This window comes from Streptomyces sp. NPDC102360 (assembly GCF_044766085.1).
Lineage (GTDB): Bacteria > Actinomycetota > Actinomycetes > Streptomycetales > Streptomycetaceae > Streptomyces.
Genome location: NZ_JBIWLG010000011.1, coordinates 21,049 through 37,968, shown reverse-complemented (window position 1 = coordinate 37,968; position 16,920 = coordinate 21,049). Strand labels below are relative to the sequence as shown.

At 71.2% G+C, this 16,920-nt stretch carries 16 protein-coding genes; 10 read left to right on the top strand and 6 right to left on the bottom strand.

Translation table 11 applies throughout. The features are described 5' to 3' along the window. Positions 1-14: 14 nt before the first annotated feature. A complete protein-coding gene (locus ACIRHA_RS33170; RefSeq protein WP_403853559.1) occupies positions 15-773 on the bottom strand; it encodes a transcriptional regulator in 759 nt (252 codons plus the stop codon). Next, positions 770-1,183 carry a hypothetical protein gene (locus ACIRHA_RS33165; protein ID WP_403853556.1) on the bottom strand — a complete coding sequence of 138 codons (414 nt, stop codon included), beginning with the start codon at positions 1,181-1,183 and terminating at the stop codon, positions 770-772. Before ACIRHA_RS33165 ends, ACIRHA_RS33170 begins: the two co-directional genes overlap by 4 nt. Positions 1,184-1,479: 296 nt before the next feature. Here ACIRHA_RS33165 and hutU point away from each other — a divergent pair, with 296 nt between their 5' ends. The 5 genes from hutU to ACIRHA_RS33140 all read left to right on the top strand — a co-directional run bounded on the left by hutU (position 1,480) and on the right by ACIRHA_RS33140 (position 8,170). Beyond that, entirely contained in the window at positions 1,480-3,138 is a 1,659-nt protein-coding gene (gene hutU, locus ACIRHA_RS33160) for a urocanate hydratase (RefSeq protein WP_403853554.1), read from the top strand. Positions 3,139-3,230: 92 nt separating this feature from the next. Beyond that, positions 3,231-4,433, top strand: a complete 1,203-nt coding sequence (locus ACIRHA_RS33155; protein WP_403853948.1) for an allantoate amidohydrolase — start codon at positions 3,231-3,233, stop codon at positions 4,431-4,433. Then, on the top strand, positions 4,430-5,767 hold the full coding sequence (locus ACIRHA_RS33150) for a formimidoylglutamate deiminase (RefSeq protein WP_403853552.1): 1,338 nt from the start codon (positions 4,430-4,432) through the stop codon (positions 5,765-5,767). Before ACIRHA_RS33155 ends, ACIRHA_RS33150 begins: the two co-directional genes overlap by 4 nt. A gap of 234 nt (positions 5,768-6,001) precedes the next feature. Further along, entirely contained in the window at positions 6,002-7,171 is a 1,170-nt protein-coding gene (gene hutI / locus ACIRHA_RS33145) for an imidazolonepropionase (protein WP_403853550.1), read from the top strand. A gap of 258 nt (positions 7,172-7,429) precedes the next feature. Continuing rightward, the gene (locus ACIRHA_RS33140; protein WP_403853548.1) at positions 7,430-8,170 is read left to right on the top strand and encodes a dienelactone hydrolase family protein; all 741 of its coding nucleotides are present in this window, start codon (positions 7,430-7,432) and stop codon (positions 8,168-8,170) included. Between the two features lie 65 nt (positions 8,171-8,235). Here ACIRHA_RS33140 and ACIRHA_RS33135 read toward each other — a convergent pair whose 3' ends face one another. From ACIRHA_RS33135 to ACIRHA_RS33120, 4 genes are all read right to left on the bottom strand, one after another. Continuing rightward, the gene (locus ACIRHA_RS33135) at positions 8,236-8,649 is read right to left on the bottom strand and encodes a type II toxin-antitoxin system VapC family toxin (protein WP_403853546.1); all 414 of its coding nucleotides are present in this window, start codon (positions 8,647-8,649) and stop codon (positions 8,236-8,238) included. After that, entirely contained in the window at positions 8,646-8,942 is a 297-nt protein-coding gene (locus ACIRHA_RS33130) for a type II toxin-antitoxin system Phd/YefM family antitoxin (RefSeq protein ID WP_403853544.1), read from the bottom strand. Before ACIRHA_RS33130 ends, ACIRHA_RS33135 begins: the two co-directional genes overlap by 4 nt. 398 nt (positions 8,943-9,340) lie before the next feature. Further along, on the bottom strand, positions 9,341-11,221 hold the full coding sequence (locus ACIRHA_RS33125) for a ricin-type beta-trefoil lectin domain protein (RefSeq protein WP_403853542.1): 1,881 nt from the start codon (positions 11,219-11,221) through the stop codon (positions 9,341-9,343). Positions 11,222-11,499: 278 nt separating this feature from the next. Beyond that, the gene (locus tag ACIRHA_RS33120; RefSeq protein WP_403853540.1) at positions 11,500-12,411 is read right to left on the bottom strand and encodes an RNA polymerase sigma factor SigF; all 912 of its coding nucleotides are present in this window, start codon (positions 12,409-12,411) and stop codon (positions 11,500-11,502) included. A gap of 243 nt (positions 12,412-12,654) precedes the next feature. Here ACIRHA_RS33120 and ACIRHA_RS33115 point away from each other — a divergent pair, with 243 nt between their 5' ends. The 5 genes from ACIRHA_RS33115 (at position 12,655) to ACIRHA_RS33095 (ending at position 16,889) form a co-directional block, all read left to right on the top strand. Continuing rightward, positions 12,655-13,038, top strand: coding sequence for an STAS domain-containing protein (locus ACIRHA_RS33115; RefSeq protein WP_403853538.1), 384 nt, complete (start codon positions 12,655-12,657; stop codon positions 13,036-13,038). 282 nt (positions 13,039-13,320) lie between these two features. Further along, a complete protein-coding gene (locus tag ACIRHA_RS33110) occupies positions 13,321-13,812 on the top strand; it encodes an ATP-binding protein (RefSeq protein ID WP_403853536.1) in 492 nt (163 codons plus the stop codon). Between the two features lie 164 nt (positions 13,813-13,976). Beyond that, the gene (locus tag ACIRHA_RS33105; RefSeq protein WP_403853534.1) at positions 13,977-14,681 is read left to right on the top strand and encodes an LPXTG cell wall anchor domain-containing protein; all 705 of its coding nucleotides are present in this window, start codon (positions 13,977-13,979) and stop codon (positions 14,679-14,681) included. Between the two features lie 136 nt (positions 14,682-14,817). Further along, complete coding sequence (locus ACIRHA_RS33100) at positions 14,818-15,729, top strand: hypothetical protein (protein ID WP_403853532.1); 912 nt, start codon at positions 14,818-14,820, stop codon at positions 15,727-15,729. Continuing rightward, positions 15,726-16,889 carry a hypothetical protein gene (locus tag ACIRHA_RS33095; protein ID WP_403853530.1) on the top strand — a complete coding sequence of 388 codons (1,164 nt, stop codon included), beginning with the start codon at positions 15,726-15,728 and terminating at the stop codon, positions 16,887-16,889. The genes ACIRHA_RS33100 and ACIRHA_RS33095 overlap by 4 nt, the downstream gene beginning before the upstream one ends. Positions 16,890-16,920: the final 31 nt, after the last annotated feature.

Sequence of the window (16,920 nt, the reverse complement as noted above, 5' to 3'; positions counted from 1 at the left end):
ACGCAGCAGGCGTCTCACAGGGCCTCCAGACCGGCGCGCAGCCGCCGCAACAGGGCCACGTCGGGGTCCTCGACGACGGCGAGCTCCAGCCACTCGGGCGGAGCCGGGGCGGGGGCCGTGGTCACGAGGCCGCACGCGGCGAGGCGCCGCAGGTCGACAAGGGTGTGGAAGGCGGGCCTGCCCAGGGCGAGCGCTATCTGGGAGGCCGTCCGCGCGCCGTCGACCAGGTCGAGGACGCGGCGCCTGCGCGGTGGCACGCCCGCCTCGCCCTGGCGGACGATCCGGCTGAGCGGCGCCATGTCCGTGTCCGGCTCCGGCCAGATCCGCTGGAGCAGCTCGCGTCTGCGCTGCGTCTCGCGCTCGACGGCCGCCACCGGCACGGGCCGCACCGTCCCGAACCAGTGGGAGACGCCGTACCGGAACCGGGTGGGGCCGCTGCTGGGGGCGAGCGTGAAGTACGAGGCGTCGAACAGGGCGCCCAGATGGCACAGTTCGAGGGCGCCGTCCGAGAGGCGGCCCCGCTCCACCAGATAACGGCCGACGCGCTGCCTCGCCCCCGCCCGGTCCACCGCCTCCGACCAGCCCTCGGCCTGCACCGCGCCGCCCGCCGTGAGCAGGACGTCCATGCCGGGGGTCGCGGGCGACTCGGCGTGCACGACCCGCCCGTCCTCCAGGTAGAGGGTGCCGTGCTCGCGGATCAGGGCGCCGGTGGCCTGCTCGTCCGCGAGGCGGCTGAGCATCGGCGAGACGCCGGCGCGGACGTCGGTGCTCATCCCAGGACCAGCCGGTCGGCCATGTCGGCGAGCCGGATCCGGGCGAGGGCGAGATTGCCCTCGTCCCGGCCGAGCCACAAGTGGACGAAGACGCTGCTGTCGAAGGTGGTGCGCACGAAGCGCAGCACGTGATAGCTGTCGCGGTTGGTGACGATGACGTCCTCGACCGGGGGTGCCTTGTCGCCGGCGGAACCCTGGGACCAGTCGCTTCCGTCGGCAGGGGCGAAGGTGCTGTGCTCGGCGGCGAGCCGCGCCAGTTCGGCGGCCTCGGCGGCGTCCGCCTCGTGGTCCCCGCTCCGCGCCGCGCCGACCGTGCCCAGGGCGAGCCCGCTGGTCCAGTCGACGACCGAGGCACCGCGTGCTCCCGGGAGCCGCATGACCTCCAGGAGACACTCGTCAATTCCGGGCACGCCTCGGACTCCCCACCTGATCGCCACGTATGCGCCACTGGTGCATCTGTGACGATGAAGCTACGGACAGTGCGGAGGCCAGGTGAGGCTTCTGGCATTTCCCGGTGGAACATGCGCAGGAGGACTAAAATCCGCCAACCAACCGCAGGGCATGGCGAATTGACGCAGATGTGGCCCCGATCGTGAACGGCGGCCACAGCGTGCCGCCGACCACCTATTGACTAGCCCTATTCAGGGAGCCAGGATGTGAATAGAAGTTCCAACAGCTTGTTGATACGCACACCAGGAGGCCGCCGATGTCAGGACCCCGCCCCGTACGAGCCCCGCGCGGCACCGAGCTCAACACCCTCGGGTGGCAGCAGGAGGGCGCCCTGCGGATGCTCATGAACAACCTCGACGGCGAGGTGGCGGAGCACCCCGACAAGCTCGTCGTCTACGGCGGCACGGGCAAGGCGGCCCGGTCCTGGGAGGCGTACGACGCGATCGTGCGCACGCTGAAGACGCTGAAGTCGGACGAGACCCTCCTCGTCCAGTCCGGCAAGCCGGTCGGCGTGCTGCGCACCAGCGAGTGGGCGCCCCGCGTGCTGCTCGCCAACTCCAACCTGGTCGGCGACTGGGCCAACTGGGAGGAGTTCCGCAAGCTGGAGGCCGAGGGCCTCATGATGTACGGCCAGATGACGGCCGGTTCGTGGATCTACATCGGCTCGCAGGGCATCGTCCAGGGCACGTACGAGACGTTCGGTGCGGTGGCGCGCAAGAAGTTCAACGGCACGCTGGCCGGCACGATCACGCTCACCGCCGGTGTCGGCGGCATGGGCGGCGCCCAGCCCCTCGCGGTCACCATGAACGAGGGCGTCGCGATCTGCGTCGACGTCGACGAGACGCGCATCGACCGCCGCATCGGCACCCGCTACCTCGACGTCAAGGCCGACAACCTCGACCACGCCATCGAGCTGGCGGTCCAGGCCCGCGACGAGCGCCGCGGCCTGTCCATCGGCGTCGTCGGCAACGCGGCCGAGGTCTTCCCGGAGCTGCTGCGCCGCGGCGCCCCGATGGACATCGTCACCGACCAGACCTCCGCCCACGACCCGCTCGCCTACCTGCCTGTCGGCGTCTCGGTCGAGGACTGGGACAAGGAGCGCGAGGCGGACCCGGCGGACTTCACCGAGCGCGCCCGTCAGTCGATGCGCCTGCACGTCGAGGCGATGGTCGGCTTCATGGACGCCGGCGCCGAGGTCTTCGACTACGGCAACTCGATCCGCGACGAGGCCCGCAAGGCCGGCTACGACCGCGCCTTCGACTTCCCCGGCTTCGTCCCGGCGCACATCCGCCCGCTGTTCGAGGAGGGCCTCGGCCCGTTCCGCTGGGCGGCACTGTCCGGCGACCCGGAGGACATCGCCAAGACCGACAAGGCGATCAAGGAGCTGTTCCCCGAGAACAAGCACCTGCACCGCTGGCTCGACATGGCCGCCGAGCGCATCGCCTTCGAGGGCCTCCCGGCGCGCATCTGCTGGCTCGGCTACGGCGAACGCCACCTGGCGGGCCTCAAGTTCAACGAGATGGTGGCGAGCGGCGAACTCTCCGCCCCCGTCGCGATCGGCCGCGACCACCTCGACTCGGGCTCGGTCGCGTCCCCGTACCGCGAGACCGAGTCCATGAAGGACGGCTCCGACGCGATCGCCGACTGGCCGCTCCTGAACGCCCTGGTCAACACGTCGTCCGGTGCCACCTGGGTCTCCCTGCACCACGGTGGCGGCGTCGGCATGGGCCGCTCCATCCACGCGGGCCAGGTCTGCGTCGCGGACGGCACCCCGCTCGCCGCGGAGAAGATCGAGCGCGTCCTCACGAACGACCCGGCGATGGGCGTCATCCGTCACGTGGACGCGGGCTACGACCACGCGGCCGAGGTCGCGGCCGAGCGCGGGGTCCGTGTTCCGATGCGGGAGTCCGAGTGACCTCCTATCAAGCCCCTCCGGCGTTTGAGGAGGCCCGTCCGGCAGGACTTTCGGGAAGGGGCGGGGTGGGGAATCCTCCGAGTTTTCTGGAGATGTGGCGCGAGCTGCACCCCATCGGCCGTAACCCCGACTCCGGCGGCTACCGCCGCTACGCCTGGACCGCGGCCGACACCGACTGCCGCGCCTGGTTCAAGGCCCAGGCCGAATCCCGTGGCCTGACCTACGAACTGGACCGCAACGGCAACCAGTGGGCCTGGCAAGGCGACCCGAAGGCCGGCGACGCCATCGTCACCGGCTCCCACCTGGACTCCGTCCCCGACGGCGGCGCCTTCGACGGCCCCCTCGGCGTCGTCTCCTCCTTCGCCGCCCTGGACGAACTCCACCGCAGGGGAGCGGAGTTCACCAAGCCCCTCGCGATCACCAACTTCGGCGACGAGGAAGGCGCCCGCTTCGGTCTCGCCTGCGTCGGCTCCCGCCTCACGTCCGGCGTCCTCACCCGCGAGGCGGCCCACAAGCTCACGGACGCCGACGGGACGACCCTCCCGCAGGCGATGGAGCGGGCCGAGTACGACCCGGACGCGATCGGCGCCGACCGCGAACGCCTCGACCGCATCGGCGCGTTCATCGAACTCCACGTGGAACAGGGCCGCGCCCTCGACCTGTCCGGCGACGCGGTCGGTATCGCCAGCTCCATCTGGCCGCACGGCCGCTGGCGCTTCGACTTCCGCGGCGAGGCCAACCACGCGGGCACGACCCGCCTGGTCGACCGCCGCGACCCGATGCTGTCCTACGCGGAGACGGTCCTTGCGGCCCGCCGCGAAGCCCAACTGGCAGGCGCGGTAGCGACATTCGGCAAGATCGCGGTCGAGCCGAACGGCGTCAACGCCATCCCCTCCCTCGTACGCGGCTGGCTCGACTCCCGCGCCGCCGACCAGGAGTCCCTGGACGCGACGGTCACGGCGATCGAGAAGGCGGCCCGCGAATACGCGGACGCGCACGGCATCGACGTATCGCTGACCCGCGAGTCGTTCACGCCGATCGTCGAGTTCGACGACGCGCTGCGCGACGAGCTCGCCCGCATCCTGGGGACGTCCGACGCGCTGCGGGTCCCCGTCCTCGGAACCGGAGCGGGACACGACGCGGGAATCCTCGCCCAGTCGATCCCCACCGCCATGCTGTTCGTACGCAACCCGACGGGCGTCTCGCACTCCCCGGCCGAGAACGCGGCCGAGGACGACTGCCTGGAGGGCGTGCGCGCACTGGCCGACGTACTGGAAGGGCTGGCCTGCAAGTGACGACGACCTACTGGTTGGAACACGCCTGGCTCGGCACGCATGTCGAGCCGGGCGTGGCCGTGGACGTGTCGGACGAGGGCCGTTTCACGGCGGTCCGCACGGGGGTCGGCGCACCCCCGCCCGGCGCGACCGCGCTGCGCGGCCTCACTCTCCCCGGCCTCGCCAACGCCCACAGCCATGCCTTCCACCGGGCGCTCCGCTCGACCGTGCAGGTCGGGTCCGGGACGTTCTGGACGTGGCGCGAGGTCATGTACTCGGTGGCGGACCGCCTCACGCCGGACACGTATTACGCGCTGGCGCGGGCGGTGTACGCGGAAATGGCGCTCGCGGGCATCACGGCGGTGGGGGAGTTCCACTACCTCCACCACGCCCCCGGCGGCACGGCGTACGCCGACCCGAACGCGATGGGCGAGGCACTGATCGCGGCCGCGGACGAGGCCGGCATCCGCATCACCCTCCTCGACACGGCGTACGTCTCCTCCGGCTTCGGCAAGGAGCCGGACCACCACCAGCGGCGCTTCAGCGACGGCACGGCGCAGGCGTGGGCGGAGCGTGCGTCGCTGCTCAAGGAGCGCCCGGGGGTCAGGATCGGAGCTGCCGTCCACTCGGTACGCGCGGTCCCGGCGGCGCAGCTCTCGACGGTGGCGGAATGGGCCTCGGCCCGCCGGGCCCCCCTCCACGTACACCTCTCCGAGCAGACGGCGGAGAACGACGCGTGCGAGGCGGCCCACGGCTGCACGCCGACCCAACTCCTCGCGGACAACGGCGTATTGGGGCCCAATACAACGGGCGTCCACAACACCCACCTCACGGACGCGGACATCGCGCTGCTCGGCGGCTCGTCCACGGGCACCTGCATGTGCCCGACGACGGAACGCGACCTGGCGGACGGCATCGGCCCGGCGGTGGCGCTGGAGCGGGCGGGCTCGCCCCTCTCCCTCGGCTCCGACAGCCACGCGGTGATCGACCTCTTCGAAGAGGCGCGCGCCATGGAGTTGAACGAACGCCTCCGTACCCGTACGCGCGGCCACTGGACGGCAGCGGCCCTGCTCCGCGCGGCTTCGGCGACCGGTCACGCGTCGCTCGGCTGGGACGACGCGGGCGTCATCGAGACGGGGGCGATCGCCGACCTGGTCACGATCCGCCTCGACTCCGTCCGCACGGCGGGCCCCGAGCCCCGCTTCGGCGCGGAAACGGCGGTCTTCGCGGCGAGCGCCTCCGACGTGACGGACGTGGTGGCGGGTGGCCGGGTGGTGGTCCGCGACGGCACCCACGCCTTGCTCGGCAACGTGGCGGACACCCTGACCACCGCCATCGCATCGCTACACGCCTGACCCCCCGGGGCTCCGCCCCGCACCCCGCTCCTCAATCGCCGGAGGGGCTTGATAAATCAAGCCCCTCCGGCGATTGAGGAGGCCCGTCCGGCAGGACTTTCGGTCAGGCCCGCCCACCCAGCCCGTCCGGCAGGACTTTCGGTCAGGCCCGACCATCCAGCCCGCCCGGCGATTGAGGGCTTTCGGGAAGGGGCGGGGCGGGGAGAAGAACCCCGGTCACCACGGAGAGGAACCATGACCACCACCACGGCCATCACCAACATCGGCACCCTGGTCACGAACGACCCGACCCTCGGCGAGGGCCCCCTCGGCCAACTCCACAACGCCGCCGTCGTCATCGAAGACGGCAAAATCGCCTGGGCCGGCCCAACAACCAGGGCCCCCGCCGCCGACACCACCCACGACGCCGCCGGCCGCACCGTCATCCCCGGCTTCGTCGACTCCCACTCCCACCTCGTCTTCGCAGGCGACCGCACCGCCGAGTTCAACGCCCGCATGTCGGGCCAGAGCTACTCCGCGGGCGGCATCCGCACAACGGTGGCGGCAACCCGCGCAGCCACGGACGAGGCCCTGGAGGCCAACCTCAAGCATCACCTCGCGGAGGCCCTCCGCCAGGGCACGACAACGTTCGAAACGAAGTCGGGCTACGGCCTCACGACGTCCGACGAAGAACGCGCCCTCCGCATCGCATCGGCCCACACCGACGAGGTCACCTACCTGGGCGCCCACATCGTGTCCCCGGACTACGCGGACGACCCGGCGGCGTACGTCGACCTCGTCACCGGCGAGATGCTGGACGCCTGCGCCCCCCACGCCCGCTGGGTCGACGTCTTCTGCGAGAAGGGCGCCTTCGACGGCGACCAGGCGCGCGCGATCCTGACGGCGGGCAAGGCGAAGGGCCTGCTGCCCCGCATCCACGCGAACCAGCTCAGCTACGGCCCGGGTATCCAACTCGCCGTAGAACTGGACGCCGCGTCGGCCGACCACTGCACACACCTCACGGACGCGGACGTGGACGCCCTGGCGCAGGGCAACACAGTGGCCACCCTCCTCCCCGGCGCCGAGTTCTCCACCCGCGCCGAGTGGCCGAACGCCCGCCGCCTCCTGGACGCGGGCGCGACGGTCGCCCTCTCCACGGACTGCAACCCGGGCTCGTCCTACACGTCCTCGGTCCCCTTCTGCATCGCCCTCGCCGTACGGGACATGGGCATGACCCCCGACGAGGCCCTCTGGTCGGCGACGGCGGGCGGCGCGAAGGCCCTCCGCCGCACGGACGTCGGCCACCTCTCCCCGGGCGCCCGCGCGGACCTGACGTTCCTGGACGCCCCCAGCCACGTCCACTTCGCGTACCGGCCGGGGGTGCCGCTGGTGTCGGAGGTGTGGCGGGCGGGGGTACGCGCCTAGACATGTTTGAGGAGTGGGCTGAGGATCCCGCCACCGCAAGAATTGCACTGGCGTCAGCTTTGTTCGGTGGACTACCTTGCCGGGATGACTACCGGGACGGCCTTGCGCCACACACGGATTGGTGACCCGGTGCTCTTCTGAGCGTCGTACGGGCCTGTGCGGGCCCGTTGTTCGACCGAGGGTCTCGCGCTGCTGCGCGTGCTCCGCCTCTGTCGTGTTGATCACAGGCTCGACGCATCAACCACGACAGGAGAGTTCATGCTCACCAAGACGTTGCAGATTCCCACCGTGGACGGCCAGGCCGATGCCTTTGCCGCCTTCCCGGGCTACGGCGAGCGGCACCCAGGGGTGCTGATGTACGCGGACGGCTTCGGCATCCGGCCCGTGCTGCGGGAGATGGCCCGCGAACTGGCCGGGCACGGGTACTACGTACTCGTTCCCAACGTGTTCTACCGGCACGGCCCTGCACCTGTGGTCGAACTTCCCGAGCACATCGGAGCAGAGGACCGGACCGCCGTCATGGGTCGGCTGATGCCCCTGATCGGGGCGCACACCGTCGAACGGACCCTGCGCGACGCCGACGCCTACCTCAGGTTCCTCATCGCCCAGCCCGAAGTCGGCGACGGACCGGTCGCGGTGACCGGCTACTGCATCGGCGGCCTTCTGGCAGTGCGCACCGCCGCAGCCCACCCGGGCCAGGTGTCCGCCCTCGCCGGATTCCACGCCCCCGTGGGCGCCGACGGGCCCGACAGCCTGCGCCGCCTCACCGCCCAGGTCCACTTCGGCCACGCCGAAACCGACCTGACGCGCGAGACCCTCGGCGAGCTCAACCAGGTTCTGGACGTCGCGGGTCTCGACTACACCTCCGAGATCTACCCCGGCACCGTCCACGGCTTCACCATGTCCGACACCGACGCCTTCAACCCCACCGCGCTGCGTCACCACTGGGACCGTCTGCTTCCCCTCCTCGGCAGCACCCTGGCCAACGGGCGAGGCTGATGTGCTGTCCGGGCGGGGCATGACGCGGGCTGTGTCGAGGGGCCCTCAGGGCCAAGGGCTCCCCGTCAGGCACTCCAGCCCGCTCCGGGCGATTCGACCGGCAGTCCGCGTTCCAGCGCCGCCCCAGCCAGTCGCTTGTCGTACGTGACGAACGCGGTCAGGGCGTGTTCCAGGTACTCGGCACTCGCCAAGTGGATGGCATCGAGGCTGCGCAGATGCTCGACGGGGAACATCCCGGCGGCCCGCAACACCGGGTCAGTGACGCGGATGCGAAGCAACCGGTCCAACAACTCCTCCGCCGCGTCGCCCACTTCGGGCTCTGCTCCAACCCGCACGAGCGCCCGGAACACCTCGGTCTGCGACAGCGCCGACGTCACATGCCCCTCCGCCGCGCGGGACGACAGGAAGGCGCGCAACGCTTCGGTCTCCGCTTCGGGCAGGACGAGCTTCAGCAGCGCGCACGAGTCGAGGTAGATCACCGGTCCTCTTCCTCGCGCATCTGCAGCAGGACATCGGACAGCTTCGACGGGGCGCCCGGACGGGCGGGCAGCGGCTGCCAGTCACCCAGACCGCGTGCCGACGCGGCATTGTCCGGGTCCACGGTCCCCGTACGGACCAGGTCCTCCATGACACGCTGCTCGGGGTCCGGTGGCCCGAGCACCGCGATCAGCCGCCCGTTCCGGGTGATCTCCACGCGCTCGCCCGCCGCCACGCGGTCGATGAGCTCGCTGGCGTGCTGTTGCAGTTGTCGGATCGGAACGCGTGTGGTCATGACCTCACGCTACGAGCAGCGTGCGGCGCCTTCCAGAATCGTGCGTCACTTTCACCCGGCCGAGCTACGCCACGGGTGCGCCGGCCAGTCGCACCCAGACCGGCTTCCCGTCCCGCGCAGGCAGCACGCCCCACCTCGCGTCCACCGTCGGGATCAGGTACATCCCGCGCCCGCACTCTGCCTCCCAGTCGGGTTCGGGGCACAGCACCGGCAGAGCTCCTCGCCCAGGTCCAGGAGTCCCTCAACTGTCTGCCTGGCCGGGCCGGTTGGGCCTGCTCCTGGATCGGGGCACCGGCAGGTGCGGCTGTCGGTGTGTCACTTTCTCCGAAAGTGTCACACGCTCTGCAACGCCGGGGGGACAGACGGGAGCAGCCGTGGGCGCGCGGAGCGAAGTCCGGTCACGGGGCCTTCCCCGCCCGCCAGCGCTGCTCGTCCCCACCCCGGAACTTCGTCTGGCCGACGCGGAAGGACCCGTCGTCCAGCGGGGTCAGCGCCGTGTTCCAGTCCGTGGCCGGGCGGATCGAGCCGTCGCCGTGCACGGAGAAGGCGAGGTTGGCGGCGTTGTCGCCGTCGGCCGCCGCGCAGTGGTAGAGGCCGATGGCGCGGTCGGTGTCGCCGCGGTTGTCCAGGCAGAAGTCGGGGTTGGCGGCGGACTGGATCACGCCGCGGTCCGCGTCCACGCGCCACTGCTGGCTGCCCGTGCGGTCGCACTTCGCGGCCACGACGTCGTCGCCGTCCGCCATGGGCGTACGGGAGACGTCGAGGCACAGCCCGGAGGCGACGTCGATCACCTCCGCGTACTCCTCGCCGGGTGGCCGGAAGTGCGGAGGCTTCGGCTTGTGGGACGAGGAAGGGTTTGAACTCGGCTTTCCCCGTGGGGGGTTGGTCGTGGGCTTCGGGGGCGGGGGCACCGTGATCGTCTCCGTGCTCCGTGCGGTCGTCGTCGCGGTGGCGGTCGTCGTGGTCGTCGTGGTGGCCGTCGTCGTCGCCGTGACCGTCACCCGGGCCGGGGGCGGGGTCGAGGGCGTGGCGCCCATGCCCTGGCCCACCGCCGACAGGTCGGGGCGGCCCTCCGTCAGCGTCAGGATCAGCAGCGGTACGAGCGCCACGCCGACCGCGGCCGAGGCGAGCGCGAAGCCCATCGGCGTCGCGCGGACGGGCGTGTGGTGCCGGGGGTCCTTCCGGCGGGCGCGGCGGGCCGGGCGGCGGTCGGCCCGCGTCGGCGGCTTCGCGCGGTGGCGGCGCGGGGCGGCTGTCGGGGGTGCGGGGGCAGGCGCGGGGGCAGCGGGCGGGGCCGTGGCGGGGGCCTCGGTCAGCAGGTAGTCCGTGCCGCCCCACGGCAGCAGGCCCTCCGCGAGGGCACGGCGCGGGTCGTCCCGCAGGGCCGTCAGCTCCAGGTACGCGGCGGTGCAGCTCGGGCAGCGGGCGAGGTGCGCGTCCAGGTCGGCGGTGCCGCGCGGCCGGCCCGGTCCAGGGCCTGTCGTGGGGGTCGGGCCGGGCTCGCGGGGCCTGGTACGCACGCTCGCGGCGTTGTCGTCGGTCGACGACTTCCCCAAGCTCTCGGCTTCGCTCGAGCAGGGGAGGCCCCATTCGCGTCGCCTCCCTCCTCCGCCTTGCGATCGCACGTACCAGGCTCCGCTCCCTGATCCGGCCCGACCCCCACGACAGGCCCTCGTCGCCTCCTCGATGAGGCGCCCGTAGCCCCGGCAGTGCGTGCCCTGCGCGCGGGCCACGCGCGCCGCGAGGCAGGCGCCGCGCAGTGCGTCGAGCGCCGCACTCCGCGCCTGCGCCACGTCCCGCGCGGGCGCGGCGACGGCGATGCCGGTGGCGGCGTCGGAATCCCCGTCCACCACGGAGTGCCAGAGCAGCGTCTGGGTGCGCGCCGGCAGCGTATGGAAGGCGGCGAGCAGCGCGGGCGCCCGGTGGGCGTCGGGCGAGCCGAGGGCGCCCAGCAGGCCGGGAGCGAGGCGCGCGCGGCGCTCGTCCGCGGCCCATTCCGCCGCGGTGCGGTGGACGAGCAGCAGCGCGTGGTGCCGCCAGGAGCCGCGCGGTTCGACGCCGCGCGCGACCTCGCGTGCGGCGCGCGCGAAGGCCTGCGCGCCCAACTGCCGTGCGGCGTCCGTGTCGTCGGCGCACACCCGCGCGTAGGCGAGGAGCGCGTGCCGGTGCCTGCCGCGCAGCTCGCCGAGCGCCTGGAACGCGGTCGGGGTGTCGCCCCTCAACTGGGCGACGAGCCGGTGGTCGGGCGCCGTGGCATGGGCGCCACCGTTCGCAGACACCGTGTCTCCTCCTGTCGCCGAGGCCCAGAGCGGAGGCCCAGATGGGTGCTCATAGTGGTGCAGGAGAGGTGGTACGGATAGGTGTTCCCCGCGGTAACCGGGCGCCGGTCGGCGGGAGTTGGCGTAAAAACACCGAGGGGGCCGACCGTGGTTACGGTCGACCCCCTCGGTGTGACAGGGCGTTACGGGTGCTGCGGGTGCTGCGGGTGCTGCGGGTGCTGCGGGTGGTGCAAGTGGTGCAGTGATGCAAGTGGTGCGGGTACTACGGGGCCGAGCGATTATTCCTCGAGCGTCAGACCCTTGCGCAGGCGCACCAGCGTCCGCGACAGCAGCCGCGACACGTGCATCTGCGAGATGCCCAGTTCCTCACCGATCTCGGACTGCGTCATGTTGGCGACGAAGCGCAACGAGAGGATCTTGCGGTCGCGCGGCGGGAGGTCCGCGATCAGCGGCTTCAGGGACTCGACGTACTCGATGCCTTCGAGTCCGTGGTCCTCGTAGCCGATGCGGTCCGCGAGCGCGCCCTCGGAGTCGTCCTCCTCGGGCTGGGCGTCGAGCGAGCTGGCGGTGTAGGCGTTGGACGCCGCCATGCCCTCGACGACCTCTTCCTTCGACAGGCCCAGGCGTTCGGCGAGCTCGCCCACCGTGGGGGCACGATCAAGCTGCTGGGCGAGTTCGTCGCCCGCCTTGGCGAGGTCGAGACGGAGCTCCTGGAGGCGCCGGGGCACCCGTACCGACCAGGACGTGTCACGGAAGAAGCGCTTGATCTCGCCGACGATGGTCGGCATCGCGAAGGTCGGGAACTCGACGCCGCGGCTCAGCTCGAACCGGTCGATCGCCTTGATCAGGCCGATGGTGCCGACCTGGATGATGTCCTCCATCGGCTCGCTGCGGGAGCGGAACCGGGAGGCCGCGAACTTGACCAGGGCCAGGTTCAGTTCGACCAGCGTGTTGCGGACGTACGAAAATTCGTGGGTGCCTTCTTCGAGGGACTCGAGCCGCTCGAAGAGGGTCTTGGAGAGGGCTCGGGCGTCGAGCGGCCCCACCTCGTCATACGGAGGGATCTCCGGGAGACCTTCGAGGCCTTCGAGGCTCTCGGTCTCGACGTCGATGTGCGTTTCCGGGGGGAGTGTCGACGTCGCCAGGTCAGTACGCGATTCGTCGAGCCGGGCTGACATGATGTCCTCCATGCGTTCTCGGCATATGGCTGCCGATGCCAATGCGTGCACTGCTTCTTAGTGCGGCGCCTCCGAAGCCGGCCGTGGTCGAATGTTGTCCTTACTAGGCCTACCCGTTTTCCACACCCGGTCGCAAGTGCGCTCTGTGGCGAAATGTCCGAATTCTAGAGGTTGTTCGGGTGTCGATGCACTGTCGGAGGGCGTAGTGTTCGAGGGCGTCAATCGGCACGTCGAAGGCAGCGAGAGAGAGACGTCATGGACCGCGGGACAGTCGGCAGTGCGCATCGGGGCCGGCTTCTGGTCGAGGTGCGACAAGAGGGCTTCAGTGCCGTCGTGACCCCGGCCGGTGAGTTGGATCACCATACGGCCGATCTGCTGCGCGAACCCCTGGATGAATGCCTCAGTAATGGACATTCCAGGCTGGTAATCGACTGTTCACGCCTCGAATTCTGCGATTCGACGGGGTTGAACGTGCTGCTCGGGGCCCGTCTCAAGGCCGAGGCGGCCGGTGGCGGAGTGCACCTCGCGGGCATGCTTCCGGTGGTTGCCAGGGTGTTCGAGATCACCGGCGCGGAGGCCGTCTTTACGGTGCACGCGTCACTCGACGACGCCCTCGCGCCGGACCCCTCCGGCGACTGACCGGAATCGGGCGGCTGCGTGCTGTGGTCGACGGCAGAAGTTACGCTCCAGTTGTCGCTGCGTGATCGTGGCGTTACCAGCGTCACAGGAGCCGTTCTGAACAAGTGGGTGTTTCCGTCGTTCCGTCGGGCAGGAGACCCCCGAACGTGACTCCGACCCTGCGACTTCGATGCCCCTCCGACCCCGATCCACGACCCGGACTTCTTGGCCGGGCAGTGGGCACTCGGACCCTGAATCCTGAATCCTGAAGCTGAATTGGTGAATCGGTGAGGTGAAGTGCTGATGAGCACCACCCGGCCTTACTCGCCGGGCGACCACGGCCCCGAGTCCGGTGAAGTGCCGGTCGTCGCGGGCGCGCGGGTCCGCAGGCTGAGCCTCAGCGGCGTGAGTGGCATCGTGCCGCTCGCCCGTGACTTCACCCGCGAAGCGCTGCACGCCTGGGACTGGCTGCCGGCGGCTACCGCGGACCGCCGGGCCGCGGCGGAGGACGTGCTGCTCGTCGTCTCCGAACTCGTCACGAACGCGTGCCTGCACGCCGAGGGGCCCGACGAGATCATCCTGTATTTCGGCGACTCCCCGGCCAACAAGGTGCTGCGCATAGAGGTCGCGGATCGCGGGGCGGGCCAGCCGGCGCCGCGCACCCCGCACCGGGCGGGCCGCCCCGGCGGGCACGGCATGTTCATCGTCCAACGCCTCTGCCTCGACTGGGGAGTTGTCCGCACTCCGGGCGTCACGGGCAAGGTCGTGTGGGCGGAGGTAGGGGCTCCCGCCTGATTCAAGCGGCAGGGCCTGGCCCCCTTTCGTACGTTTTGAAGAGCACGCCGGATCGACTTCGATCCGGCGTGCTTTTTGTCTTCCCTCGACAAGGGCCCCGGCGTACCTTGAGCCACCCAGATCTGATGAACCGTCAGTAACCTTCGGTCTGAAGGGACTTCGAGGTGTCGTACCGGACGTACCAGAAACGAACCGCCGCGTTCGCGCTCAGCGCGGCTTTGGCAGGCTCGGCGGTGCTGATGGCCGCCCCCACCGCCTCGGCCACGGTGCAGAACGTCAACTATCAGTGCAAGACGCCGATCGGGAACAAGGCGGCTGTATCCCCGATCGACATGAAGAGCGCCAAGAGCGGCAGCGGCTACAAGATCACGATGTCCTTCCAGAAGGGCGTCTCCTCCAGCCCCGTCGAGCTCGGCAAGGGCGCCATGCACCCGAGCGCGGTCATCAAGGTGGGCGGCGCGGACAGCGGCCAGTTCACCGCGACGGGGCCGCCGAACGACAAGGCGATCCCCGCCAACAGCCCGATCAAGATCAGTGATCTGACCGGGACGTACACCCCCAAGAAGAGCGGCAAGGTGAACTTCACCGCCGGCGTCCTCACCATCAAGGCGCTCGGTACGAACACCACCTGTACGCCGTCCAACAGCCCCAAGCCGTCGCTTGAGATGGACGTGAAGGGGGCCGCGGGGGGCGGCGGGGCCGCGGACTCGGGTTCGTCGGCGTCGGCGCCGTCCGGGGGCGGGGAGCTGCCGCAGACCGGGCCGGAGGATTCCGCGATTGCGCTCGGGACGCTGGGTGGGACGGTGCTTCTGGCCGGGGCGGCGGGAGTGTTGTGGTTGACCCGGCGGAATCAGGCGGCGTCCCGTTAAGGGGGCGTGAGTCGCCGAGATGACGTTGCGCTCGTCGATGGGTGGTGGGGTTCCGCGGGGTTGCGGCCGCGGGGCTCTGCCCCGGACCCCGCTGCTCAAGCGCCGCAGGGGCTTGAACTGGTTGATTGTTGCTGTTGTGGCGCTTGCCGCAGGTGGGTTCGTCGCCCCTGCCCAAGCCGCCGGACCCGCCTGGACCGTCGCCCCCTCCTCCGCCGGCGGCACCCGGCACGCCGATGACGATGGGCGGCCGTACGTGTATGCCGAGGGGGCGCCCGGGGCGGTGTTGGAGGACAAGGTGGCGGTCACGAATCCGGGTGGCGAGCCGCTGAAGGTCTCGTTGCGCGGGGCCGACGCGCGACCAATACAAAGTGAGGGTGCGCTGGACGTCGGCAAGGCCGCCAAGAAGGCCACGGACACCGGGGCCTGGATCCGGTTCGCCGAGAAGTCCGTGAAGATCCCGGCGCGCACCCGCGCAGAGGTGCCCTTCACGGTCTCCGTGCCCGCGGGCGCGACCCCCGGCGACCACCCGGGCGCGGTCGTGGCACGGGCGGCCGGGCGCGACGCCGGAGTCAGCGTCCACCTGCGGGTCAGCGGCCCCACGCTGTCCGCCCTCACGGTCGAGAACGTACGGGTGGCCAAGGGCGCCATCGCCTACGACGTGGTGAACCGCGGCAACACGACGCTCTCGCCGCGCCTCGCGGTGCGGGCCGACGGGGTGCTCGGCGCCACCTTCGACAGGAGCCGGGCCCTGCCGGTGCAGCTGCTGCCGGGCCGCAGGGTCAGCCTCACCGAACCGTGGAAGAACGCCCCGGCGCTCGACGCCGTCGACGTGAAGGTGACGGTCACGGCGGGCGGCGGCGCGGCGGACTCGGCCACGGCGAGCGCCCGGTTCGTGCCGTGGGCAGCGGTCGGCGGGATCCTCGCCGTCCTCGCGGGCGCGGGGTGCGCCGCCTACTGGTACCTGCGCCGCCGACGGCCCACCTGGCCCGTACCGCCGCACCTGCTCCGACTGCTCCGCCGACAAGGGAACGTAAGGAGTGCGCCATGAAACGCCGCCGCCGTAGCGCCTCGCGGCTGCTGACCGTCCTTGCCCTCCTGGGCGCCCTGCTCGCGGGGACCGCGCCCTGGGCGGCCTCCGCCTCCGCCGCCGACAAGCCGTCCGTGAGCCTCTCCAAGTCCCAGGCCGGGACCGGGGGTTCGATCACCGTGAAGGGTGCGGACTGGCGGCCCGACACGCTGCTGATGATGCTGATCTGCGGGCAGTCGAGCCCGTCGCGCGGCGTCATCGCCGGCACCAACTCCTGTGCCAACTCAGAGGGGCGCGCGGTCACCACCGACGCCGAGGGGGCGTTCAGCAAGTCCCTGCCGGTCGCCGAACCGCCGAACCCGTGTCCGTGCGTCGTCCATGTCGCCACGGTGACCGGGCAGAAGGCGCAGGCGGACGCCGTGTTCCAGGTGGCGGGGCATCCGGTGAAGGCGCTGCCGAAGGCCTCCAGTAGCGGGCAGCTGACCATGGTGGCCGACACCCGGCTCGAAGGCTCCAGCGGCCTGCTCACCTGGTTCGGCGCCCCGCCGTCGCGGTCCTTCTCCTTCACCGTGGGCAACGTCGGCTCGACCCCGGTCAAGAACCCCGTCTTCCAAGTCGGCAGCTCCCACGGCGTGTTCGCGCCGCAATGGGAGGACCAGCAGTGGCGCGGCACGATCAAGCCGGGGCAGAAGGAGCGGATCGAGCTGCCCGTCGAGCTGTCGGCCGGCGCGCACGGCGACTATCTCGTCTCGCTCAAGTACGGCGGGAAGGTGCTGGCCGAACAGCCCTGGGGCGTGGGCCGCCCCTGGGGCGTCACCCTCTTCTGGATCCTGCTCTGCGTCGTCGTGCCGGCCGCCGTCTTCCGGATCGGCATGGCGGTCGTGGACCGCGTACGACCGCGTGATCGCCGGTCGGGGTTCAAGGGGTCCAAGGGACCCAGGGGCTCCAAGGGGTCGGGCGGGCACACCGTACGGCTTCCGAAGGTGCGGCTGCCGCAGCAGAAACCGAAGCGGCCCGCGCCCGCCGACGCCCCCACCGCGCCGGCCGGCGCCGGCACGACACAGACCACGACTCTGCCCTGGTTCACCCCGGACACCGGTCCCTCCGGTCCGGAGCGGCCCGCGGCCGGTCAACTCTCCGCACCGTCCGAGAACAGTCCGACGACGAAAGGGAATACGTGAGCATCCAACGGAGAGTGAGCGCGGCCGGTGT

Bases quoted from the DNA above. Each gene is read 5' to 3' on its own strand.
- ACIRHA_RS33170 (WP_403853559.1), bottom strand. From the start codon at position 773: ATGAGCACCGACGTCCGCGCCGGCGTCTCGCCGATGCTCAGCCGCCTC.
- ACIRHA_RS33110 (WP_403853536.1), top strand. From the start codon at position 13,321: ATGAGCACCACCCGGCCTTACTCGCCGGGCGACCACGGCCCCGAGTCC.
- ACIRHA_RS33130 (WP_403853544.1), bottom strand. From the start codon at position 8,942: ATGACCACACGCGTTCCGATCCGACAACTGCAACAGCACGCCAGCGAG.
- ACIRHA_RS33120 (WP_403853540.1), bottom strand. From the start codon at position 12,411: ATGGAGGACATCATGTCAGCCCGGCTCGACGAATCGCGTACTGACCTG.
- ACIRHA_RS33115 (WP_403853538.1), top strand. From the start codon at position 12,655: ATGGACCGCGGGACAGTCGGCAGTGCGCATCGGGGCCGGCTTCTGGTC.
- ACIRHA_RS33155 (WP_403853948.1), top strand. From the start codon at position 3,231: ATGTGGCGCGAGCTGCACCCCATCGGCCGTAACCCCGACTCCGGCGGC.
- hutU (WP_403853554.1), top strand. From the start codon at position 1,480: ATGTCAGGACCCCGCCCCGTACGAGCCCCGCGCGGCACCGAGCTCAAC.
- ACIRHA_RS33095 (WP_403853530.1), top strand. From the start codon at position 15,726: ATGAAACGCCGCCGCCGTAGCGCCTCGCGGCTGCTGACCGTCCTTGCC.
- hutI (WP_403853550.1), top strand. From the start codon at position 6,002: ATGACCACCACCACGGCCATCACCAACATCGGCACCCTGGTCACGAAC.
- ACIRHA_RS33140 (WP_403853548.1), top strand. From the start codon at position 7,430: ATGCTCACCAAGACGTTGCAGATTCCCACCGTGGACGGCCAGGCCGAT.